The organism is Pseudomonas fluorescens, from assembly GCF_001623525.1.
GTDB classification, from domain to species: domain Bacteria; phylum Pseudomonadota; class Gammaproteobacteria; order Pseudomonadales; family Pseudomonadaceae; genus Aquipseudomonas; species Aquipseudomonas fluorescens_Q.
This window is the reverse complement of the sequence record NZ_CP015225.1, coordinates 2,082,197-2,103,815: the sequence shown is the minus strand read 5'-3', so window position 1 is coordinate 2,103,815 and position 21,619 is coordinate 2,082,197. Positions and strand designations below refer to the sequence as shown.

Sequence of the window (21,619 nt, the reverse complement as noted above, 5' to 3'; positions counted from 1 at the left end):
ACATGGAACCTGCAGTCTTGAGCCATTTCGAGCATGCGCAGCAGAATCCGTGTGACAGCGAATTCCTGCAATTCCTGACGTTTGTATCTGCCAGGGAGGTCTATGCGATCGATACCTTGTGCGTGCGAGAAATCATCGAGTACGGCCAGGTTACAAGCGTACCGATGATGCCGGATTTTATCCGCGGAGTGATCAATCTGCGCGGTTCGGTGGTGCCGGTGATCGATCTGCAGGCGCGCTTCAGCAAGGGCGCCACGCAGCAAGGCAACAGAACCTGCATCGTTATCCTGGAACTGGTTCAGGAAGACGAGCCGCAAGTGCTGGGTATCGTGGTCGACTCGGTGAGCGAGGTGATCGAAATCGAGTTGGCCGACATCAAGGCCGCTCCGGCGATCGGAAACCGGATCCGTGAAGACTTCATTCGAGGGATGGTCAAGGTGCGAGGTGCGTTCCTGACTGTGCTTCAGATCGACCAGGTGCTGTGTGTCAGTGAGATCGCTCGCCAGTTGCACTGAGTTGTAGCGCTCAGGCATGCCTACGTTGTCTTGAGATGGATGCTGCCGTCTACGGTGGATCCCTAGGAGTGAACCATGTCCATATCTGCCTCGCGCCTGCCAGCCCCGGGGACGGCAGCGCCACAGTACCTGACCTTCAGCGTGGGCCAGGAGATGTTCGCGGTAGGCACCCTGTGCGTACGGGAAATTGTCGAATACGGACCGATTACGCCGTTGCCGATGGCGCCAGCGAAGGTTCGCGGCATCACCAATCTGCGCGGAGCGGCCATTCCTGTGCTGGACCTCGGGCTGTGTTTTGGGGGCGTCCAGACCCTGGAAAACCCACGTACCTGCATCGTCATGCTGGAGGTCCACGGCAGCGGCGGCGCAGGCCTGGTGGGCATCATCGTGGATGCAGTCAGCGAAGTGCTGGAGATACCGGCCGAGCAGATCGAGCCGGCACCGGCACTCCAGGGCCGCCTTAGTCCTGCATTTGTGGTGGGAATCGGCAAGCTCAGTGACCGTTTCGTCTTGTTACTGGACATCGAGCACATGCTCAGTAGCGAGGACTGGTCGGCGCTGCTCCCTTCGAACATCAACGCCGACGGGCTAAGACCATGAATGTCGTGCTCTCCGACAACGAGTTCCAGCAGTTTCGGGCAATGATTCATGAAATCGCCGGGATCAGCCTATCCGTTGCCAAGAAACAGCTGGTCAGCGGCCGCCTGGCCAAGCGCTTGCAGTTTTTCAACTTGACCACCTACGGCAGCTATTACCGCTTGTTGATGAAGGACCGGACCGAGTTGCAAATGGCAGTGGACTTGCTGACCACCAACGAAACCTACTTTTTCCGCGAACCCAAGCATTTTGAGTTTCTGCGCGACGTGGTGCTTCCCGAACTTCGTGGCAATGCCCCGGTACGTATTTGGAGTGGTGCCTGTTCCACGGGGGAGGAACCCTACACCCTGGCCATGGTGCTGGCCGACAGCCTGGGCACCCGGCCATGGGAGATCCTCGCTTCGGATATCAGTAGCCGGGTGTTGGAAAAAGCCCAAGGCGGACGCTACCCACTGGACGGTATCCGCGGCATTCCCGAGGCGTTGTTGAACAGGTACTGCCTGAGGGGCGTGGGCAGCAACAACGGCATTTTCATGGTCGATCGCGCGTTGGCGTCACGGATTACCTTCACTTCGATCAACTTGAACAATGCGTTGCCTTCGGTGGGGCAGTTCGACGTGATCTTCCTGCGCAATGTGATGATCTATTTCGATAACCAGACCAAGTCCGAGGTAGTGAAGCGCTTGAGCAAACACCTGCGGCCAGGTGGCTATTTCATCGTGAGCCATTCGGAAAGCCTGAATGGCATCAGCGATGAATTGCAGTTGGTCAAACCCTCTATCTATCGCAAACCGGACGCTTGAGATGGTTCAGGTGACCGAATATTTCCTGCAGCCCGGTGATGTGGCGTTCGGAGGGCGCCAAATGCGCTTATGTACCGTGCTGGGGTCTTGTGTCGCCTTGGTGTTTTGGCATCCGCAACGCTTGTTGGGCGGTATGTGTCATTTCATGTTGCCTCGTCGGGGCGGTCGCGGCGCGGGACACCTGAACGGTCGTTACGCGACGGATGCGTTGTTGCTGCTGTTCGAGTGCATTCATCAGGCGGGCGCTCGGCCCGAGCAGTTTGAAGTGAGTCTTTTTGGCGGGGCTGACATGTTTCCCGGGGTGTATCGCGGTGACGCTACCGGGATCGGCCAACAGAACGTCAATGCCGCCAGGAGCCTGATCCAGGATCATGGGTTGCAGTGCCGGGCCTATCACGTCGGTGGCCAGGGGTATCGCCACCTGGTGTTCGATGTAGGCACTGGATGCCTTCAACTCAATCATGCCGACTCGGTACGCAAAGTATTCGAGTCGCCCAAGAGTAAAGCCATATGACGGATATCAAGGTCTTGATCGTGGATGATTCCGCCGTGGTGCGCCAGGTGCTGAGTGCAGCCCTGAACCAGGCCAGTGGAATCCAGGTTATCGACGTCGCCGCCGATCCGGTGTACGCCATGGAGAAGATGAGCAGGCAATGGCCTGACGTCATCGTGTTGGACGTCGAGATGCCACGAATGGACGGCATTACCTTCCTGAAAAAACTGATGGCGCAAAAGCCTACGCCGGTGGTGATCTGTTCGACGCTGACCGAGAAGGGCGCCAAGACCACCTTGCAGGCGCTGGCGGCTGGTGCAGTCAGTATCGTCACCAAGCCACAGTCCAACCTGCGACAGTTCCTGACTGAAAGCGCGGACGAACTGGTCCAGGCCGTCAGGGCCGCAGCAAAGGCCAACCTGCGGCGGGTAGCGGGCGCCCGGGTGCCTGTCGACGTACCGCCCCGGCTCAGTGCCGACTCGATTCTGCCCCCTGCGTCCGTGGCCATGGTGCGCACGACTGAAAGTATCGTTGCCATCGGTACTTCCACCGGCGGCACCCAGGCCCTGGAACAGGTACTCCAAGGATTGCCGCGGGTGTGTCCGGGCATTGTCGTGGTGCAGCACATGCCAGAGAAGTTTACCGCCGCCTTCGCCGAGCGCCTCAATCACGTTTGCGAAATCGAGGTTCGCGAGGCGGTACAGGGTGATCGCATCATTCCCGGGCGTGCGCTGATCGCACCGGGTGGCACCCATATGCTAGTCAAGCGCAGCGGTGCCCAATACCAGGTGGATATTGTCCAGGGACCTCCCGTCAGCCGACATCGCCCCTCAGTGGATGTCCTGTTCCGATCGGTCGCACGCAGCGCCGGCAGCAATGCCCTTGGAATCATCATGACGGGCATGGGCGATGATGGTGCTCGTGGCCTCAAGGAAATGCGCGATGCCGGCGCCAGGACCCTGGGGCAGGATGAAGACTCTTGTGTGGTGTATGGCATGCCACGCGAGGCCTTCAAGCTGGGCGCGGTCGAGCGCGAGTTGCCACTGGAGCAGATTGCTTCGGCCATCCTTGGCGTTCGCGGACATCAGCCCTGAGATCGTGCCGTCGTTTCAGACCAGTCCTTCGTTCAAGGCGTAGCGCACCAGGTCTGTGCTGGTGGCAAAGCACATCTTCTCCATCAGCCGAGTCTTGTGGGTGCTGACGGTTTTATTGCTGATCACCAGTTGTTCGGCGATTTGGTTGACGCTCAGCCCTTGAGCCAGCATGCGCAGGATCTGGAATTCACGCGAGGTCAGGCTCTGCGAAGCGTTTTCGGGCGTTACACCGCTGCTCTGAAGGGCGATCTGCTCGGCCAGTTGTGGATCGAGGTAGCGCGCGCCGGTGCTCACCTTGCGGATCGCTGCCAGCAGCGCTTCCGGGTCGCGGTCCTTGGTCATGTAGCCCGAGGCGCCGGCGCGTAGCGCACGTTGGGCAATGTGGGCTTCATTGTGCATGCTCAAGATGAGCATCGGCAGCTTGGGGTAATGGGCGTGGATACGGCCGATCAGATCCTCGCCACTTGAACCGGGCATGGTCATGTCGAGCAGTAGCACGTCGATGTCTGTGTGGCGCAGCAACTCCAGGACCTGGGCACCATTTTCCGCTTCCGCCACCACGGAAAAATCCTTGACCAGCGCGAACAGTTGCTTGAGGCCCTCGCGCATGATCGTGTGATCGTCGGCCACCATTAAACGGATCATGAGTCGTGACTCCTTGAGACAGGTACGCGCAATTGAACGGTAGTACCGCTGCCGATGCTGCTGGAGATGGTGGTGGTCCCCCCCAAGGTCAGGCCCCGTTCGCGCATGCCCAGCAAGCCGAGGGTCCTGGACGATTGTTCACGTTGCTCGAAGCCTTTGCCATTGTCGGCGATTTCCAGCGACCAGCCATTGTCGCCTTGCTCAAACGTGATATTGACCCGGGTGGCTTCGGCGTGCCGGGCAATGTTGGTCAGCGACTCCTGGGCGATTCTAAATGCGGCGGTTGCGCTGGCATCGTCCAGGCGGATTGTCGGCGGATGAATCTGCAGGTTGCAGTCGATGCCCCATTGCTGCTTGAAGGTGTCGGTCAGCCATTCCAGTGACGCGGCGATACCCATGTTGAGGATGGAAGGGCGCAGGCTGGTGGAAATATTTCTCACCACCTGCACCGTCTGGTCGATCAGTTGCAGCAGGCGTGCGACTTGTTCACTGAGCTGGGGCAGTTGTTCGCCGTACTGGAAGCGCAGCAGCGAAGTGCCCATGCGGATTGCGGTCAGATGTTGCCCGAGCTCATCGTGGATCTCCTGGGCGATCAGCTTGCGTTCCTCTTCCCGCGCACTTTCGCGGCTGGACATCAATTGGCGCAGTTGCTTGTTGAGCGATGCCAGGCGCAGTTCGGCCAGGCGCAGCTGTGATATATCCCGAACGACCGCCAGCACGGTGGCAATTTTCCCCTGGATGTCCTGCTCGGGAACGAGGCTGATGTGATAGACGCGTTGCAGTCGATGCTGCTCGGTGAGCACATACTCATGCTCCAGGGGCTGGCCCTTTTCCACGGCTTCGATGACGGCTGCATGGAATAATTGGCTCTGCAGGTTTTTCGGCAGAATTTCGAGCAGGTCCTTGTGCAGCAAGTCGATTTGCGGGCGATCCAACCAGGTTTCCAGCGCCGGATTGATGAACAACAGTTCACCCGTTCGACTCAGGCGTGCAATACCATCTGGAGAGTTCTCAACCAGTGTGCCGATTTCCTGCTGCCGGGCCAGTTCGTTGCGCTGCGCTTCCCGGATATCGGTGATGTTGCGAGCAATGCATACCAGGCGATGCAAGTGCCCATTTGAATCGGCGACGGGCACCAGGTTGAAATGCACAACGAGTGAGCGCTGACCGCAAGGCAGATGCGCATCCAGTTCGATGGGCGCGCCCACGGCAATGCAGTGCAGACAGATAGCCTCGACAATACTTGCGGCTTCTTTCTCCAAGCATTGGCCCAACGGTTGGCCGATCATGTCCGAATGGCTCTTGGCGAGCATCTCGCACAGCTTCGGATTGGCCTCCAGGCAACTGAGTTGCTGGTCGGCATCCACCGCGAGCAGGCAAAGCATGTCTTGCGAATGGTCGAAGACTTCGCGGTAACGACGTTCGCTTTGGGCCAGGTGGCTGTGGGCTGAGCAGCGTTCCCAGGCGATGGCAGCGATATGACTGGCCATTTGCGCATGCTTGCGGTCCTGCTCGCTCAGTGGGGTGTCGCCACCGACGAACAACAGGATGGCGCCCAGCGTGACGCCGGTCTTGTTGATCACCGGTTCTACCCAGCAACCCCGGTAGCCTGCCTGCACGGCGGGTTGGCTGAAAGCGAAGCCCGAGGCATCGCTTCTCAAATCGGCGATGAAACGATGGTGTTCGAACAGCTCGGGATGTCGATCGAGATCTTCGGCCAGGCAGGTTGCAATCGAGGGCGTATCCGTAGGCGGCGCGTCAGGGGAGTCGTCGCCAGGGATAGCCTTGAACGCCATGGCGTTGTGAAACTCGGGTGTCAGAATATCCAGGTAGGCGCCGAGCAGGGGCAGCACCTCAAGGAGAGAGTCGTGGGTGACCATCTTCTGGAAAATGGCCGAGCGCGCATTCTCGGCGCGCTCCTGCCGGCGCAACGCACTGATATCCTGGGCGGTGACCAGCACCCCGCACAGCTTGCCTGTTTCGTCATGCTCCGGGGTCAGGTTGCACAGGAAATCCATGGAACGACGTGAATGCGAGTCCTTGTTTTCCAGCAGAAACGTGTTCGCTACGCCGGTTGATAACGTGAGTTCCACCTGCGTGCGAAAGTACTCGTCGAGCTGATTGGGCGTCGAGGCGCGTTCGGTGATATGAGTGTTGGGAAAACCTCGGGCGCGTTCAAGCTCTGGATTGGCATAGATCTGTTGTCCTAGCCGGTTGTAGCGAAGGATGATGTTTTGTGAGCTTTTGGCCAGTGAGAGGTACTTCTGTTCGTTATTGAACAATGCCTGGCGCAAGGCGAGATGTTCACTGATGTCTTCCAGCTGCGATACGAAGTAAAGCGCTTCAGCATCAGCGTTACGGGCGATGCCCACGGTCAGGCGTGCCCACAGCGTGCTGCCGTCCTTACGGATGTAGCGTTTTTCCAGTGTCAGGCTCGCGCGGTGTCCCTGGATGAGCCTGTGCAATTCTTCCTTATTGAGGTCGGCGTCGTCCGGATGCGTCAAACGCTGGAAAGAGGTGGCACGAAGTTCTTCTTCGGTGTAGCCAAGCATCTGACACAGCATTCGATTGGCCGCGATCCATTCACCGTTCATCCGCAACAAGGCCAGGCCCGTGCCGGCGGAGTCAAACGCCAAGCGATAATCCTGTTCGGCAAGATGGATGTGTTCGGCGCGGTGGATCTTTACCAGGTAGGTGGATTGTTGCGCTTTGTAGTCGAGTTTCACACTCAGCGTGTCGCCATCGGCCGACATGCCCTGGAAATGCCAGCTACCCTTGAGTCGAGCATGGGTGATGTGCTGTTCAAACATCAGCGGCTTGAGAGAAAACAGGGAAGGCAAGGGAACCAGGAATGCGGCGGTCTCGCTTAGCCCCAGCAATCCGCTGGCGCAGTCGTCCATGATGAGCAGGGCCCCCTGGGCATCCAGCAACAAGACACCCACGTCATCCGCACCCTGCGTGTACGGTGTTGCTAGCGCAATGGCTGAATCCATTCGTCCATCCTCGGGTAACCCGCTCTTGAGCATAGCTTAAAGTCTTGAGAGCAAAATCCAGTGTTCGACTATGGTCATAAGGCTGCCCACGGGTTTTTGATCGATGCTTGGTGTACCAGCAGGTTTTTTGCCCGCGGACGAAAGGAGCAGGGTTCCCTTGGACAGATATCAAGGATGAGACCACAATGATGTCGTTGTGATATCGAACGTGTGGCCAGCGCAACGAGCGTGCCTATGCAAGCAGCGTCAAAGAAGAGGGTCAGTTTGCGCAGATGGATCTGGCGGGCATTTGCCAGTACCAGCCTGTTGCCGCTCGTCTTGGTGGAAGGCGTGCTGATCACCACTTACTTCATCACGAACCAGTCCATTCGAAACTCCCAGATCGAGCACCTGCATCAAAGTGCAACTCGCGACATACAGGTATCGGTTCAGCAGAATGCGCTGTTGGTGCAAGGACAATTGGAGCAGGTTCACAAAGCGATCAGTCTTTATGCCAAGTCCACTGAACATGAACTCACCGAAAACCAGCCTCCCGTGGCGGCATCGCTTGCAGTAAGTGCCGATGGTGTCCGCTACAGCGCAGCGAACGACGGGGCGTCCGCCTCGTTCTATTCGAATGTCACCCCGCTGCAAAAGCAGGACCTCTACAAGATATCGCTGCTGGCGAACCAGGACTTCATGATGAAGCAGTTGAAGGACGGGGATCCTCTGATTGCCAGCATCTATTTCAATACGTGGGACAGCTATAACCGGATTTATCCCTGGTTTAATACGCTCGAGCAGTACCCACATGATATGGACATCACCCAATACAACTTCTACTACTTGGCCGATGCAAAACATAATCCTGATAAAAAAGTAGTCTGGACCGATGTCTACCTGGATCCCGCCGGCCAGGGGTGGATGATGTCTGCCATTGCGCCAGTCTACAGCGGCGACTTCCTGGAGGGCGTAGCCGGGATCGATGTAACGGTCGACGGGATCTTGAAGCAAATCGAGCAGTTGAAGATGCCTTGGGGTGGCTACCTGATGCTGGTCAACAATAAGCTCGATATCATGGCCGTGCCCAAGGCGGGGCAACGTGATTTTTCCCTGCGAGCCGCCGAGAACCAGCCCACTGGAAAGCCTGTCGATCACGAACGCTTGCAATCACCGGATTTGAACCTCACTCGTTATCCGGACCTCGCCAGTCTCAATAAGAACTTGCCGGGCCATCCAGAGGGCATCGTTGCGCTGACGTTGAATGGACGGCCTCATCTGGTCGCCTGGAGTGGGATCCCCACCACCGGCTGGCTCTTGTTGGCGGTAGTGGACGAAGCCGCGGCCATGCAGGAAACCAATCTGCTGGCCAGTCATTACCGCGATGTGGGGTACCTGTTGATCGCGGGGCTGGTTGTGTTCTATGCCTTGTTCTTTGCCTTCATGTGGTGGCGTACGCGTGACCTCAGTCGCCAGTTGAGCATACCGGTGCAAGGGGTCTCACGCATGATGCGAGAGATCGGCCGGGGTAACTGGCAACCAGCGGCAAGTCCTTCCGATATCACCGAACTGTGGTCAATGTCCAACCAGGCACTGGGGATGGGCAGGCAGCTGGCCCAGGCCGAGTTCATTCGCAGCTCCACCCAGCAGCGTCTGGAGTTGGTCATGGAGAGTTTTGCCGAAGGGCTCTGGGAGTATTACCCGAAACGACAGCGTTTTATTCTCAAGGGTGCCCTGTGCCAGCGCTTCGGTTTTGCCGCTAATGAAGTGCCCATGGCGACATTGCTGCAGAGCATTCCCATTGAGGATCGGCAAACCTTCACCCAGTTCCTGGAAGAGGCCAGGGGCAGTGCAAGCGTGGCGCCGGAAGTGGAGTTCCGGATCAGGGACGTGCATGGAAAGCTGATCTGGATCCTATGCCGGGGCCGTACGCTGGAATCCTCCCGGCTGGAGGATTCCAGTGTCGTGGTCGTGGCGTGTGTCGACATCACGACACTCAAGCAGACCCAGTTGGATCTGCGGGAGAAAACCCTGGAGGCAGAGGCCGCCAGTACCGCCAAGTCCAAATTCATCTCCAGCATGAGCCATGAGCTGCGGACGCCATTGAATGCGATCTACGGGTTTGCCCAGTTGGGGCTCATGCAGTCGCCTGCCCCGGCATTGGAGGAGACGGCCAACCTGCAGGAGATCATCGAAGCCAGTGAGCATCTCATGCAGTTGGTTGACGATCTGCTTGATCTCTCCAGCTTGCAGGCCGAGAAACCACTGCTCGATCTCAAGCCCGTACACGTGGCAAGCCTGTTATCCAACTGCGCTGACATGGTCCAGCAGCAAGTCTCGGCGCATGGCCAGACCTTGCACATCAATGCTCCTCTGGATACATGGCATGTCTGGGCGGATAAGCGCCGCCTCAAGCAGGTCCTGATCAATCTGTTATCCAATGCAATCAAGTACAACCGGCCCGGTGGAGACGTCACTCTGGGGGCTTCGGTTGTCGAGGACGGAGCCAGGCTTCGTCTTTATGTGACAGATACCGGGATGGGCATTTCCCCGGCTTTGCAGGGCGAGCTTTTCAGGCCCTTCCAGCGCTTGGGAAAAGAGAACTCGTCCATCCCGGGAACTGGCATTGGCTTGGTGTTGTGCCGAGACCTGGCGCTCCTGATGCACGGCACCATGGGCTTTGAAAGCAACGTCGAAGTGGGGATGACTTTCTGGATCGACATGTGCTCGGCGGCGCTTCCTGTGCCGGGGAACGCGTCCAAAGTGTCGACGATAGCCTTGCCACGCGTCCTGTTGGTGAGTAACGACCCTCAGGATGGTGAGGTGGTTCGAGAGGCGTTAATCGGCGATTTTGAGTTGGATCGGGTCAATACCTTGCCCGATGCCGGCCTCGTGCTTGATGCCACGGCGGTCAGCGTATTGATCGTCGCCACTCCGGACCCTGTACCCGTGCTGAACACTTTTTTCAGCGGCTTGCGCACGAGTATCCCAACGACTGCAATGTCGATCATCGTGGTCCGTGCGGCCGTGGATCACGCTTCGGTTGGCCACCTTGAATGCCAGGCCATCGTCGCTTCTCCATTGGAGAGGCAGAGTATTCGTAGTCTGGTCTTGACGCTCGCCACGGGGAGGGCGGATGTATGTTTGCCAAAGTAAATGCGCAAAGCAGGATCGTCATTATCGACGATGTGGCCACCAATCTCCGGCTTCTGGATTCGTGCTTGCGAGCCGTGGGCCTGCAGAACATCACCACATTCAGCGACTCTGCCAAAGGACTGGACTGGTTGCTTGCGAACGCCTGGGACCTGCTGTTGTTGGACCTGGACATGCCCGCACCCGACGGCTTCGAGATCCTTGATCGCCTCAATACACGTGACCGCACGGAGTCACCGGTCATCATCGTGACGGCCTTGAGTGATCAGCAGAACAGGCGCAAAGGATTGGAAAGGGGCGCCAACGACTTCATCTCCAAACCCATTGATCTTCCTGAAGTGTTGCTCAGGGTGCGTAATTGCCTGGAGCTGGCGCAGGCGGCCAAGCTGCTGCGCGACGTCAATGCTGAACTCGAGCGCAAAGTGGAGCTGCGCACGGCCCAACTGGCTTCCAGCTACAAGGCGATCAGCAGCAGCTTGAGTCGAGCAGCCAGCTATCGCGATGACGACACGGGGCAGCATATTGTCCGTATTGGCGAGTCCGCGGCTTTGTTGGCCAAGGCTATCGGCATGCCCGCTCAATGGTGTGACCTCATGAGGATGGCTGCACCGATGCACGACGTTGGAAAAATTGGCATTGTAGATGCCATTCTGCAAAAGCCTGGAGCATTGACGCCGCAGGAGCGGGCGATCATGCAGGAGCATGCCCGCATTGGTTATGAAATCTTGCGTGACCCAGAGGGTTCGCCGTTGACGGACCTGGCAGCGGAAATTGCCCTGTCGCATCATGAGCGTTGGGATGGCACCGGCTATCCAAAGGGATTGCGGGGCAAGGAAATCCCGTTATCGGCAAGGATTGTGTCGATATGCGATGTGTATGACGCCATTAGAATGCCTCGAGCCTATAAGCAGGCTTGGGATGTCGAGTGCTCAAGGCGTTTCATCACCGATCAAGCCGGTACCCAGTTCGATCCGTTCCTGGTGGACGTTTTTTGTAATCTCTTTGACGAAATAGATCGCTTGCGCCTGCCTGATGCGCGAGAGGGCTGATGAGACCCGGGAGATGTCGCCGATGATCCGGGTGTCTGCTTCATCGGCGACAGGTTTCATTGCCCGCTTTTAATCCGGCTCCAGACCCGCGTGCGCAGCCGGTCGTTCTCTAATGGCATTGCCTCCAGTACAAAGAGTTTTTTCATCACGCTGTCAGGCGGGTACACCATCGGGTCGTTGCGGATGGCCTTGTCGACCAGCCCCTCGGCGGCGGTGTTGCCGTTGGCATAGTGCACATGATTGCTGATGCCAGCCATCACCTTGGGGTCCAGCAGGTAGTTGAGAAATTCGTAGCCGGCGCCTTCATTCGGCGCATCGGCGGGCATGGCGACCATGTCGAACCACATCGGTGAGCCTTCCTTGGGTATGGCGTAAGCAATCTGCTGGCCGTTCCCGGCCTCATTGGCTCGCGCTGCGGCCTGCATCACATCGCCGGAAAATCCTACGACCAGACACACGTCACCCGTCGCAAGGTCACTGGTGTACTTGGAGTTGTGGAAGTAACTCACATAGGGGCGCACCTTGAGTAACAAGGCCTGCGCCTTCTCGTAGTCGGCCTTGTCCTTGCTGTGATGCGGCAGGCCAAGGTAGTTCAAGGCGATGGGAAGGATCTCGGGACCATTGTCGAGCATCGCCACGCCGCATCGGGCGAGTTTCTTCATGTTTTCCGGCTTGAACACAATGTCCCACGAGTCTATCGGTACATCGCCCAGGACCGCCTTGACCTTGGCCACGTTGTAGCCGATGCCGGTGCTGCCCCACAGGTAGGGAAAACCGTAGCGGTTACCAGGGTCATTGGCCTCCAGGACCTTCATCAGCGTCGGGTTGAGGTTGTGCCAGTTCGGGAGCTTGCTGCGGTCCAGCGGTTTGAGTGCGCCGGCCGTGATCTGCCGGGCCATGAAGTGGTTGGAGGGAAACACCACGTCATAGCCTGAATGGCCGGCCATCAGTTTGGCGTCGAGCACCTCGTTGCTGTCGTACAGGTCATATTGGGTCTGGTGCCCGGTCTGGGTGGTAAAGTTTTGCAGGGTATCTGGAGCGATGTAGCTGCTCCAGTTGTAGATCCTGACGGTGTCTGCTGCCTGAGCGGTAGACACGATCAACAGTAACGGAAAGATCGACTTCAACATGCGAGACCTCAACCTTTGTTCTAGGCGTTATGGATGAAGGCAGTTCAGAAAATCAGTACGTAGCTCTTGCGAACGGTTTCTTGTACATCCCAGACTCCCGTCGTGTTCGCAGGGAACATCAACGCGTCGCCGGCCTGGATATGTAGGGCCTCACCACCGTCCGGGGTGAAGGTGCAACGCCCCTGAATGAAATGGCAGAACTCCTGTTGCACGATCTGGCGCCGCCAGCGGCCGGGGGTGCATTCCCACACGCCGGCCTCGACGCCGTCGTCGCGCTCGACGCATGCCGTGGCAACCTGTGAAAGCGGCTCGCCCAGCGGTACACCGACAGCGCCAGGCTCACCGAGAGGCAAACGGGCTGTGTCGCGAAAATGATCGATCTTCATGCAAACGGCTCCTTGGACTTCATCAGACGTTCCATGCAACCGGCCAGCCCTTCAGCCATCCGGCGACGCCAGCGTGGCGCATGGAGGTTGGCCAATACCTGATCCTCGTGAACGAAGCTCTGGATAATGGCGTTGTAACCCAGCCAGCGCAGAGGCTCGGGCTCCCATCGTGGCAACGAGGCCAGGGGACGGTCATCCAGCACCCAGGGCTGGCGAGTCAGTTCGTTGTCCTGGTCAAGAATCAACGCCGCCACGGTTCGGCCGCCCAGATTGCTGGCGCCTACACCTTCACCTCCGTAGCCACCCGCCAGGGCGATCCGCTGGCGACGGTCGGCGAGCATGTGCGGGTGAAAGGACCGGGCAACCCCCAGATTGCCGCCCCAGGCATGGGTCAGGCGCACATTGCGCAAGATCGGAAAGAGCTCGCTAAACAGGTGTTGCCGCAATGCTCGTTCGGCCTGAGTGAGGTTGAAGTCACTGCGCAGGCGACCGCCAAAGCGATATCCACCGCGGGCGCCAAACACCAGGCGATCGTCTCGGCTGCGCTGACCGTAGGTGACTTGTCGGCTGTTTTCGCTGAACGCCTGGCCACGGGTCAGGCCGATTTCGGCCCATACATCGGCCGGGAGCGGCTCAGTCGCAACGATCAGGCTTTGCGCGGCCAGTTGATGCTTGTTCAACGGGGGCAGGGTACTGGCATAACCTTCTACCGCCGGTACCACCCAATCGGCGCTCACCCGACCGTGCTCGGTTCGAACCTGGCCTGGCTTCCAGTCGAGCACCGGGCTTTGCTCGTAAATGCGTACACCCATCCGTTCGACGGCTTCGGCCAGGCCCCGTACCAACCGTGCAGGCTGGATGGTCGCGCAGTGAGGTGAGTACAGGGCGCCGTACGCCTGGGCCACATTTAACTGTTCACGCAAGGCCTGAGGGCTCAACCAGCGGTAGTCGTCTTCACCCAGGCCTTGCCCGCGGACAGCATCGAGCTGTTCGCGCAGGCGCCGTTCTTGCTCGGGATAACGCGCCGCGCAGTACAGCACGCCGCCTTTGCGCAGTTCGCAATCGATGCCTTCGAGGTGGCACACTCGCGCCACCTCGTCGGGGATTGCATGCAGCAGTTGGTAGCCTGCGTGACGTTGCGCGGCAGGTAGTGGGCCCAGGAGCCGGTCTTCGCCCAGCAGGTTGCCCATCAACCAGCCGCCATTGCGACCGGAGGCGCCGAAGCCGGCAATCTGTGCTTCAACGATGACAATGTTCAGGTGCGGTGCTTGCTGTTTAAGGTAATAGGCCGCCCAGAGGCCACTGTAACCGGCGCCGATAATCACAACGTCTGCTTGCAGATCCTGATACAACGCCGGGCGCGGCGTCAGCGCCTCGCCGAGTTGCTCCATCCACAAACTCACACCACCCCAGCCAGACATCCCATGCTCCATCGGTTGATTGCCGACAGAGATTAATGCGCTGCGACGGGGGCTGTGTTATCTGCGGGCACGCGCGCAATTGGCTTTCAACCACGCCTTGGGTGTGCAACTGGTGTGACTGCGGAAGGCCTTGTAGAACGCCGAGGTGGAGTTGAATCCGGCACTCGCCGCAAGGGCATCGATGGGCGCGTTTTCACCGTGATTGACGAGGCGCTCAAGCAGGTAGGCCAACCGGGCTTGGGTCACGTAGCGATAGAAGCTTTGTCCCAGCACTTGATTCAGCAGGTAAGACAGCTGATTGCGACTGTACCCGGTGGCGCTGGCAATCCGTGCGAGGTCCAGATCCGGGTCGAGGAATGGCTGCTGGCGCGTAAAATAGTCGGCCAAGTCTCGCGCCATGAAAGTCAGCTGACGCGCCGAGAGACCCAGTTTACTGATGGCGGGCGCGTGGCGCCCAGTCTGGGGCTCGCTGTCGCGCACCAGTGAGGCATATTCGTTTATACGAAGGATCAGGCCATCACATACCGTGATGGCTTCGCTGGTGCGAAAAACCACACGCTCGCCACTGCCTTTCAGCGCTGTCTGGTACTGGATGAATGCGGTACAACCATCTGCACGGATGCGGTCGTTGTGTTCAAGATACTCATCGGGATGACGCGGCAACGTGCTGGTGATGTAAGCGCGCAACTCGGTCAGGCCCATGCTGCGGTTCTGGAAGAAATCGTTGTACTGCACTTGCGGGTGATACATCGCGAGAATCGCCTCCAAGTCGCGGCGTTTCCACGCCATGTGGTAACGCAGCACCACTTCCAGGGTCAACGTTGTCTGTTCGGCGGTATCTGGCGGAAGGAGAGGCATTGGTTGACCGGCGTGACGACTGGGGCTGGCGCCAGTCTAGCCCTGTACTGGCTCACTGAACAAATACAGCCTCAATAACGAGCACTTCGCTCGAACCTATCAGGTGCGGGAGGTCATACAGCGCCATAGGAAACTCCCCCTCATGAAATATGGTTTGCCGTTGTTAAAGTCGGCGAAAGTTGAAGGATACCTCTAAAAACGTTGCAAAATGCAGTCAGCGCAAGGCAAAGGCAGGCGTTAGACGGTCTGAGACGCATCAGACTTTAACGTTGTAAGTTAGCATTTTTAGCCTTTTTAACGCAGCGATGACAATGCAGATAGTTTTTAGAGGTTTCCTGAAGTGGACGGATATATAGGGTTAAGTCAGACCTTTCTTAAGAGGGAGTTGGTGTCCGGTTTTACATGGAATAATCCATCGGAGAGACTGTTCCCCGTGCGCTAGTCCAGCGCGCCGTGTTAGAAGTTATAACTGGTTTTCAGTGAGTAGATTGTCATTGTGTTGTCACGATACTCTCCAAATACCGGACTCGACATGTCGCCAAATTTACTATAGGTCACCATGGGTGTGACATTGAATCCGTGGCCCACATCATACTTCAAGCCCACGCTCAATGCCTTGATTCCTGAGGTGGGGGCAAGTGGAGAGAACTCTTCTTTCTCTTTCTCATAGATAAAAGCACCGATTAATGTTGCATTTTCATTGATGCGATATCCAGCACCCAGCGTATAACGAATGGTGTCATTTTCGAACACCTTTACCGGCATACCGAAGGTGGCGGTAAACAACGGAGGAGCAAGGCTCACACCGGTCCACTTGGCCCAGAAAACCGAGCCAAACAGCAGCGTGCTCTGGCTGATCGGAATTTGCGCATCCAGTGCCAGCGACTCAGGTGTGCGTTGACGGATGGTCGAATCCATTCCGTTCTCGGTACCGTCGACCTTGTGCTGCACCTTCGAGCGGTACGTCAGGGATACCCGGGTAAACGGCATGGGTTCATAGGCCACTCCCAGCGTGTAGCCATAACGGGTGTCGCCGTCGGTCTTCAAGGTGTAGGCCACCCCGGCCAGTTGCTGCGGTTGGTGGGCGGCAATTTCCAGGGTCTGCGAGAAAGGGCCACCGTAAACACTCAATTCAGGTGTCAGTTTGTAGCGTCCGACCAGCGTCCAGTCGCGACTTTTATAGGACGCCTTCAGTCCCTCGGCTGGCCCCTTTCGGTAGTAGGGGCTTCGCGCATAAGGTTCGTCAGTCAGAAGTGCCAGGGAGAAACTGTCACTGACATCGAGCTTGAATGCACCGCTGGTGCTGTCCAGTCTGCGGACCAGGTTTCCAGTGTCGTTGCCCGCCGGGTCGGTTCCCTCGATATTGGGCCTGAGCCAGTGGTGAGTCAGCTCGATGTAATTGCCCGACTCAAAAATGGGTTGAACACCAATTGCCAGGCCGTCAAAACCGCCGGCATAAACGGCGCCTGGGGAAAGGAACAAAAACACTTGCACGAAGGTGGAACGCTTCATTTTTATTATTCTCTTGTTTACGGTTAAGCACGTTGAGCTGCTGTCATATAAAACGCCTGGCCCAACATTCCGTTTATCCCTATGGGATAGCGCCTTTCAGTATTTCGACTTTGGCGTGTAGTTCATGTCTGCGTCCGTGAGTTGGGTTTGCAACCAATGTTTTCTCTCAGCGCGCACTTTTTCATCGAGTCCAGCCGCATAACTCGGACTGCTCAGGCGGCGCAAATCCTGAATACGGTTTTTGGGAAACTGAGTGGCGGCATACAGCGCCGCCCAGAGCCAAGGATTGGGCGTGCCCATTGCCCTGCGAGTATCGGGCGAGACAAAAAATGCCGAGTGGGCAATGCCGATCTTGTAGTCGACCCATTGCCGGGCGCGCTGCATCAGGGCTGCATCTTTGGAGGGTTTGAAGCTGTCGAGAAAGGATCGTCCGAGTCGAATGCAATCGGGATCTTCGCTGGGGGGATTGAGTAGCAAGGAGTCGTGCATAGCCTGCACCGCGCCCTTGATGTCGGACGGGAACACATTTTCCTGCTGGTAACCCATGATATAGGCCACGTATTGCCACAGGTGAATCACGTCCTCGACTTCCTCGTCGGTCACCTTGTAGCCCAGTATCTGCAGGGACTTGCACATCATCACCGAGGAGATGAGCGGGGCGGTCAACATTCCACTCTGGTTGATTGGCATGCCAAACTGCTCGCGCTCCCAGCGGGGAGAACCGAACACGGCCCGACGAATCAGTGTGTGCAGCAAACGCACCCTCAGTGTGACCTTCCAGCCTTCATTGAAGATCTTCATGCCATTGGGCTCGGAGATCTGCGTCCAGAAATTGCAGGTTAGAAGAAAGCGCTTGTAGGCGGTGTCGTCGGCGTACTGACCGGTCGACATCAGAGTTCTGGCAATCGACAGCACGCGGTACATGTCCAGCGAACTGATGCCCTGATACCTATGGCCCTCCACACCGAATCGGCGATAGATTTTCGCGCCGTTCTCGATACGCTTCCAGTCCACCCATTGTGGTGGTGTGCTGACTTGCTGCCAGATTTGCTCAAGTTCTTCGGGGGCATTGCTGACGCCCTTGATGCCGTCATTCAGAAAGCTCTGCATGACGGCGTGGACATCGCGGCCTTCTCGACGGATCTTGAGGATGGCGACATCCGATAATGGATCTCCAACCCAGCCCGACATGGCAATCTTGAATGCCTGCTCCTCGTTGTAACCGGCACTGACGCCAGTGACCATTTTGAACGCCTTGCGCAAGTCATTACCGGCTTTGGCGTTGTACGCTTGTGAGTACAGGAAACCACCCGGAGGCGCTGTTCTTCCTGCACTCAGGGAGAGAAACTTCTGATCGAGAGCCATTTCAACATCACGATCTTTTTCTGCGAGCATGGACATGACAGAAACTCCTCAGTTGATACGCGCGATAACGGACTTGGGTTCGAGAAAGCCTTCAAGACCTTTTTTACCCAGGTCCCGTCCAACTCCGGACTGACGAAAACCTCCTGTAGGAATGTTGGCCGGTGGGAAGGCAGGGGAGTTGATAAAAACGGTGCCGGTACGCAGTCTTTTCGCCAGGCGCTGGATATGGCCGTGATTGCTGCCCCAGATCGTGGCGCACAGCCCGTAGGCAGAGCGATTCGTCAGATCGATCACGTTTTGCTCATCCGTCCAGGTTTCAACCGTGATGACCGGGCCAAATATCTCTTCACTCAGCAACTTCGATTGCGCGGGCAGATCGGTGATGATCGTTGGGTTGATGTAAAAGCCGGGAGATGTCGATTGCCGTTGGCCGATGATGACGTTCCCTTCTGTTTCACCCTGCCTGATATAGGCCATTACCCGATCGAACTGTTTTTTCGAACACACTGGACCAATGACCGTCTCGGGATCGAAGGGCGAGCCAGGCACCAGTGTCTTGGCGAATGAAGCCATCGCCCCAAGTAGCTCGTTGGCGATCGAGGCATGCGCCATGACTTTCGAGCCAGACACGCAAATTTGTCCCGAGTTGGCGAACGCAGCCATACACAATGCCGGTGCAATGGCCTTGACGTCGGCATCGGCTAGCACGATGACGGGATTTTTACCGCCGAGCTCCAGGCTGACGCGAACGAGGCGGTCAGCGGCGGCCTTGTAGATGCGCTTTCCAATGTCCGTTGAGCCGGTGAACGCGAACTTGTCGATCCCCGTATGCTCGATCAATGCCTGGCCGGTTACCGCGCCGCGGCCAGTCACCACGTTGAGCACGCCATCCGGCAAGCCAGCTTTGCTCGCCAGTTCGGCGAGCCGCAGGATCACCAGCGACACATCCTCGGCTGGCTTGACGACCAGCGTGCATCCAGCGGCGAGGGCCGGTGCGATTTTCCAGGAGCCCACCAGCAGCGGTGCATTCCACGGAAGGATCGCCCCTACCACGCCGACCGGCTCATGCGTCGTATAGGCAAAGAACTCTGCATCGTCCATTGCCGGGTCAATCTCGATGGTGTCGCCGGTAAGCTTGCTGGGAAAACCGGCGTAATAGCGAAACACATCAATGACTTTGGCAACTTCGAAGGCGAGCGCAGCCCCTCTTGGTAGCCCCAGTTCAGCGGCAATCAGATCAGCCAGAACGTCGCTGTCAGCCTCGAGCTCATCGGCCAGCTTATGCAGGATGCGTTCGCGCTCGCTGGGGCCCATGGTGCGCCAAGCGGAGCGGTCCTCGAAGGCAGACCGGGCTGCATCTACAGCCAGGCCAACGATATCGGCATCCGCTTCATCGAGCTCGCCAAGTGGAAGTTCGGTCGCCGGGTCGATAATTTCAAACGTTGCCCCGGCGCGCAGCCAGTGGCCATTGATGTAATGCCCTTTGGACGACTCGATAAAGTGGCGAGCTTTTGCACTGATTGCATCGAGTGCAGAGCGCTCAACTTGACTGTTCATCTGTGTACCTCGCTAAAAGCTTGACCATCACGCACTGTGATATGTGGCGCCCATGGAACATCGGCGCCTTAAGTTCAGGTGTATCTACTGCACGGGCGTTAGTGCATGTGCTCAGGAAAGGAAGTAGTCGCTGGGTTCAACTTCATGGGTGCGCCGCCAGAACTCCGCCGCATCGAAAGGGAAGTTCTGAGTTACGCGGCCTTTGCTGTTCTTGTACCAACTGTTGACTTTGGAAAAGCCCCAAGCCCGCAAGCTGTTCCCTTCATCGACTCGTTGGTTGTAGGTCTCGCAAACCCGCGGCTTTACTTCCATGCTTGTGTGCCCGCCCTCGAGCAATAGGCGAACCGCATCGGTGATGTAGGTCGCAGTGAATTCCGAGAATTGAATAATCGTGCTGCTGACCACAAGCCCGGTATTGGGGCCATACATGCAGAACATGTTCGGGAAGCCTGGAACAGTCGTCCCCAGGTAGGCCCGTGCGTCGTCGCCTTTCCACTCGGTATGCAGATCCAGGCCATCGCGGCCAGTGACGCGGATGGGCATGAGGAACTTCGAGGCCTGGAAGCCGGTGCCGTAGACGATCAGATCGAACTCATGGTGAGTGCCATCCACACAGTAGATGCCTTTAGGATTGATCGATTCGATTGGTTCGCGGACAAGGCGTACGTTGTCGCGCTTGAGAGTTGAAATCCATGTGCCGTTGTCGCGAATGATTCGCTTGCCGCCAACGGGTGAATCAGGGATTACCACATCGCGCAGATCGGGCCGGTCGGCAATTTGGGCTTCCATCCAGCTGCCCAGGTCCTGACGCAGTTGTTCGTTGATCGCCGAGACCGCTTTCTCGGTCGGAGGGTAAGCCGGGTCTACGGTTACGGCGTGAACAAACCCGATGGTTTGCGGTAGCACTGCCGTTGCCCGGAACCACAGGCTGTAGTTAGGAAGGTTGTCGAGCAGCCATTTGGCACTGTCGGCAACGCGGTCGTGCAGGTTCGGCGTGGGCAGCAGCCAATTGTTGGTGCGTGCGAAGATTTTCAGGTCCGCTGCGGTTTTGGCCAGGTGCGGAATGAACTGCACGGCGCTTGCGCCTGTGCCGATGACCGCCACGCGTTTTCCGGCCCAGTCAGCATCATGATCCCACTGGGCGGAATGGAAGGTTTGCCCCTGGAAGCTTTCGATTCCCGGTATCGCTGGAATCAACGGACGGTTCAATTGACCGACAGCAAAGACCACTACGTTGGCGTGAATGTCCTGGGTTGCGCTGGCTTGATTGACGCTGACTTTCCAGTGCTGAGTGTTCTCGTTCCAGTGGGCGTCAGTCACCTCGGCATTGAACACGATGTGCTCGTACAGCCCATTTTGCCTAGCCACATTCTGCAGATAGCTGAATACCTGCGGGGCAGTGCTGTAATGGTCGTCCCAAGTGGCCCGTGCAAAAGAAAAACTGTAGGAGAAGCTGTTGATGTCGACGCGGCAGCCTGGGTAGGTGTTTTCCCGCCAGGTGCCGCCGACATCGTTACCTTTCTCGTAGATGACGAAAGGAACGCCCGCCTGCTTCAGACGTAGCCCCGCAACCATGCCACTTTCGCCCGCACCGATGATCACTACTTTGAAGTCGCGCTCGGGGGCCACATGCTCCTTGTGCCAGCGCGGCGCGCGCGGATCGTCGTCGGCGCTGACCATTTCTTCGGCCAATATCGGCAAATAGGCGTCGACGCCTGGGCCCATCAACCAGGTCGTGAAGGTGATCAGCTCGTCCTTTGTGGGGCGTCCTGGAACCGGACGACCGCTGTTTTTGAACTCGATCAGTTTCTCCGCGCAGAGCTCACGAACCTGTTCCTCTTGTTCGGCGGTCATGCTGCTTTTCGGATCGCCCATCACCAACACCGGCTTCCACTCGGGCTTGAGCAGTTTCAGATCGCCGGTCAGGTGAGCGATGCACATGAGCAGTGTCGGAATATCGGCCTCACGCAGGTGGGTTCTGAGTGTGGGCTCATCAAAAGCCATGGCCGAAAGCGTTTGGTTGTAAGTGTTCATAGATGTACCTGATTTTATTATTAGGTGGCGCGGCT

General features: G+C 57.7%; 17 protein-coding genes. 7 read left to right on the top strand and 10 right to left on the bottom strand.

The window, feature by feature from the left end:
- Window positions 1-2 precede the first annotated feature (2 nt).
- The 5 genes from TK06_RS08920 to TK06_RS08900 all read left to right on the top strand — a co-directional run bounded on the left by TK06_RS08920 (window position 3) and on the right by TK06_RS08900 (window position 3,502).
- A complete protein-coding gene (locus tag TK06_RS08920; RefSeq protein WP_063321782.1) occupies window positions 3-515 on the top strand; it encodes a chemotaxis protein CheW in 513 nt (170 codons plus the stop codon).
- A gap of 75 nt (window positions 516-590) precedes the next feature.
- Window positions 591-1,115: a chemotaxis protein CheW gene (locus tag TK06_RS08915; protein WP_063321781.1), complete on the top strand. Its 525-nt coding sequence runs from the start codon at window positions 591-593 to the stop codon at window positions 1,113-1,115.
- Entirely contained in the window at window positions 1,112-1,915 is an 804-nt protein-coding gene (locus tag TK06_RS08910; RefSeq protein ID WP_063321780.1) for a CheR family methyltransferase, read from the top strand. Before TK06_RS08915 ends, TK06_RS08910 begins: the two co-directional genes overlap by 4 nt.
- Window positions 1,916-2,060: 145 nt before the next feature.
- Window positions 2,061-2,429 (top strand): chemotaxis protein CheD, encoded by a 369-nt coding sequence (locus tag TK06_RS08905; protein ID WP_238992604.1) that lies wholly within the window; start codon window positions 2,061-2,063, stop codon window positions 2,427-2,429.
- Window positions 2,426-3,502, top strand: a complete 1,077-nt coding sequence (locus TK06_RS08900) for a protein-glutamate methylesterase/protein-glutamine glutaminase (RefSeq protein ID WP_063321778.1) — start codon at window positions 2,426-2,428, stop codon at window positions 3,500-3,502. The genes TK06_RS08905 and TK06_RS08900 overlap by 4 nt, the downstream gene beginning before the upstream one ends.
- Window positions 3,503-3,517: 15 nt before the next feature.
- Here TK06_RS08900 and TK06_RS08895 read toward each other — a convergent pair whose 3' ends face one another.
- The gene (locus tag TK06_RS08895; RefSeq protein WP_063321777.1) at window positions 3,518-4,147 is read right to left on the bottom strand and encodes a response regulator; all 630 of its coding nucleotides are present in this window, start codon (window positions 4,145-4,147) and stop codon (window positions 3,518-3,520) included.
- The gene (locus tag TK06_RS08890; protein ID WP_238992603.1) at window positions 4,144-7,140 is read right to left on the bottom strand and encodes a PAS domain S-box protein; all 2,997 of its coding nucleotides are present in this window, start codon (window positions 7,138-7,140) and stop codon (window positions 4,144-4,146) included. Before TK06_RS08890 ends, TK06_RS08895 begins: the two co-directional genes overlap by 4 nt.
- Before the next feature lie 234 nt (window positions 7,141-7,374).
- On the opposite strand from TK06_RS08890, the gene TK06_RS08885 reads away from it, so the two are divergent.
- Both TK06_RS08885 and TK06_RS08880 read left to right on the top strand, forming a co-directional pair.
- Window positions 7,375-10,275 carry a sensor histidine kinase gene (locus TK06_RS08885; RefSeq protein ID WP_063321775.1) on the top strand — a complete coding sequence of 967 codons (2,901 nt, stop codon included), beginning with the start codon at window positions 7,375-7,377 and terminating at the stop codon, window positions 10,273-10,275.
- A complete protein-coding gene (locus TK06_RS08880; protein WP_063321774.1) occupies window positions 10,260-11,321 on the top strand; it encodes an HD-GYP domain-containing protein in 1,062 nt (353 codons plus the stop codon). The genes TK06_RS08885 and TK06_RS08880 overlap by 16 nt, the downstream gene beginning before the upstream one ends.
- Window positions 11,322-11,377: 56 nt before the next feature.
- Here TK06_RS08880 and TK06_RS08875 read toward each other — a convergent pair whose 3' ends face one another.
- The 8 genes from TK06_RS08875 to TK06_RS08840 all read right to left on the bottom strand — a co-directional run bounded on the left by TK06_RS08875 (window position 11,378) and on the right by TK06_RS08840 (window position 21,584).
- Window positions 11,378-12,451: a polyamine ABC transporter substrate-binding protein gene (locus TK06_RS08875; RefSeq protein WP_086936606.1), complete on the bottom strand. Its 1,074-nt coding sequence runs from the start codon at window positions 12,449-12,451 to the stop codon at window positions 11,378-11,380.
- 44 nt (window positions 12,452-12,495) lie between these two features.
- Window positions 12,496-12,837: a cupin domain-containing protein gene (locus tag TK06_RS08870; RefSeq protein WP_063321772.1), complete on the bottom strand. Its 342-nt coding sequence runs from the start codon at window positions 12,835-12,837 to the stop codon at window positions 12,496-12,498.
- Entirely contained in the window at window positions 12,834-14,258 is a 1,425-nt protein-coding gene (locus TK06_RS08865) for an NAD(P)/FAD-dependent oxidoreductase (RefSeq protein WP_063321771.1), read from the bottom strand. Before TK06_RS08865 ends, TK06_RS08870 begins: the two co-directional genes overlap by 4 nt.
- Window positions 14,259-14,315: 57 nt before the next feature.
- Window positions 14,316-15,116: a helix-turn-helix domain-containing protein gene (locus tag TK06_RS08860; protein ID WP_063321770.1), complete on the bottom strand. Its 801-nt coding sequence runs from the start codon at window positions 15,114-15,116 to the stop codon at window positions 14,316-14,318.
- A 456-nt stretch (window positions 15,117-15,572) separates the two neighbouring features.
- The gene (locus tag TK06_RS08855) at window positions 15,573-16,628 is read right to left on the bottom strand and encodes an OmpP1/FadL family transporter (RefSeq protein ID WP_063321769.1); all 1,056 of its coding nucleotides are present in this window, start codon (window positions 16,626-16,628) and stop codon (window positions 15,573-15,575) included.
- A 96-nt stretch (window positions 16,629-16,724) separates the two neighbouring features.
- Window positions 16,725-18,029, bottom strand: coding sequence for an oxygenase MpaB family protein (locus TK06_RS08850; RefSeq protein WP_063321768.1), 1,305 nt, complete (start codon window positions 18,027-18,029; stop codon window positions 16,725-16,727).
- A gap of 12 nt (window positions 18,030-18,041) precedes the next feature.
- The gene (locus TK06_RS08845; RefSeq protein WP_063321767.1) at window positions 18,042-19,550 is read right to left on the bottom strand and encodes an aldehyde dehydrogenase family protein; all 1,509 of its coding nucleotides are present in this window, start codon (window positions 19,548-19,550) and stop codon (window positions 18,042-18,044) included.
- 111 nt (window positions 19,551-19,661) lie between these two features.
- Entirely contained in the window at window positions 19,662-21,584 is a 1,923-nt protein-coding gene (locus TK06_RS08840) for a flavin-containing monooxygenase (protein WP_063321766.1), read from the bottom strand.
- Between the last annotated feature and the right edge of the window lie 35 nt (window positions 21,585-21,619).

What these genes read in the sequence shown, in the direction of transcription:
- TK06_RS08920 (WP_063321782.1), top strand. Translation starts at nt 3, where the DNA reads ATGGAACCTGCAGTCTTGAGCCATTTCGAGCATGCGCAGCAGAATCCG.
- TK06_RS08915 (WP_063321781.1), top strand. Translation starts at nt 591, where the DNA reads ATGTCCATATCTGCCTCGCGCCTGCCAGCCCCGGGGACGGCAGCGCCA.
- TK06_RS08910 (WP_063321780.1), top strand. Translation starts at nt 1,112, where the DNA reads ATGAATGTCGTGCTCTCCGACAACGAGTTCCAGCAGTTTCGGGCAATG.
- TK06_RS08905 (WP_238992604.1), top strand. Translation starts at nt 2,061, where the DNA reads ATGTTGCCTCGTCGGGGCGGTCGCGGCGCGGGACACCTGAACGGTCGT.
- TK06_RS08900 (WP_063321778.1), top strand. Translation starts at nt 2,426, where the DNA reads ATGACGGATATCAAGGTCTTGATCGTGGATGATTCCGCCGTGGTGCGC.
- TK06_RS08895 (WP_063321777.1), bottom strand. Translation starts at nt 4,147, where the DNA reads ATGATCCGTTTAATGGTGGCCGACGATCACACGATCATGCGCGAGGGC.
- TK06_RS08890 (WP_238992603.1), bottom strand. Translation starts at nt 7,140, where the DNA reads ATGGATTCAGCCATTGCGCTAGCAACACCGTACACGCAGGGTGCGGAT.
- TK06_RS08885 (WP_063321775.1), top strand. Translation starts at nt 7,375, where the DNA reads ATGCAAGCAGCGTCAAAGAAGAGGGTCAGTTTGCGCAGATGGATCTGG.
- TK06_RS08880 (WP_063321774.1), top strand. Translation starts at nt 10,260, where the DNA reads ATGTTTGCCAAAGTAAATGCGCAAAGCAGGATCGTCATTATCGACGAT.
- TK06_RS08875 (WP_086936606.1), bottom strand. Translation starts at nt 12,451, where the DNA reads ATGTTGAAGTCGATCTTTCCGTTACTGTTGATCGTGTCTACCGCTCAG.
- TK06_RS08870 (WP_063321772.1), bottom strand. Translation starts at nt 12,837, where the DNA reads ATGAAGATCGATCATTTTCGCGACACAGCCCGTTTGCCTCTCGGTGAG.
- TK06_RS08865 (WP_063321771.1), bottom strand. Translation starts at nt 14,258, where the DNA reads ATGTCTGGCTGGGGTGGTGTGAGTTTGTGGATGGAGCAACTCGGCGAG.
- TK06_RS08860 (WP_063321770.1), bottom strand. Translation starts at nt 15,116, where the DNA reads ATGCCTCTCCTTCCGCCAGATACCGCCGAACAGACAACGTTGACCCTG.
- TK06_RS08855 (WP_063321769.1), bottom strand. Translation starts at nt 16,628, where the DNA reads ATGAAGCGTTCCACCTTCGTGCAAGTGTTTTTGTTCCTTTCCCCAGGC.
- TK06_RS08850 (WP_063321768.1), bottom strand. Translation starts at nt 18,029, where the DNA reads ATGTCCATGCTCGCAGAAAAAGATCGTGATGTTGAAATGGCTCTCGAT.
- TK06_RS08845 (WP_063321767.1), bottom strand. Translation starts at nt 19,550, where the DNA reads ATGAACAGTCAAGTTGAGCGCTCTGCACTCGATGCAATCAGTGCAAAA.
- TK06_RS08840 (WP_063321766.1), bottom strand. Translation starts at nt 21,584, where the DNA reads ATGAACACTTACAACCAAACGCTTTCGGCCATGGCTTTTGATGAGCCC.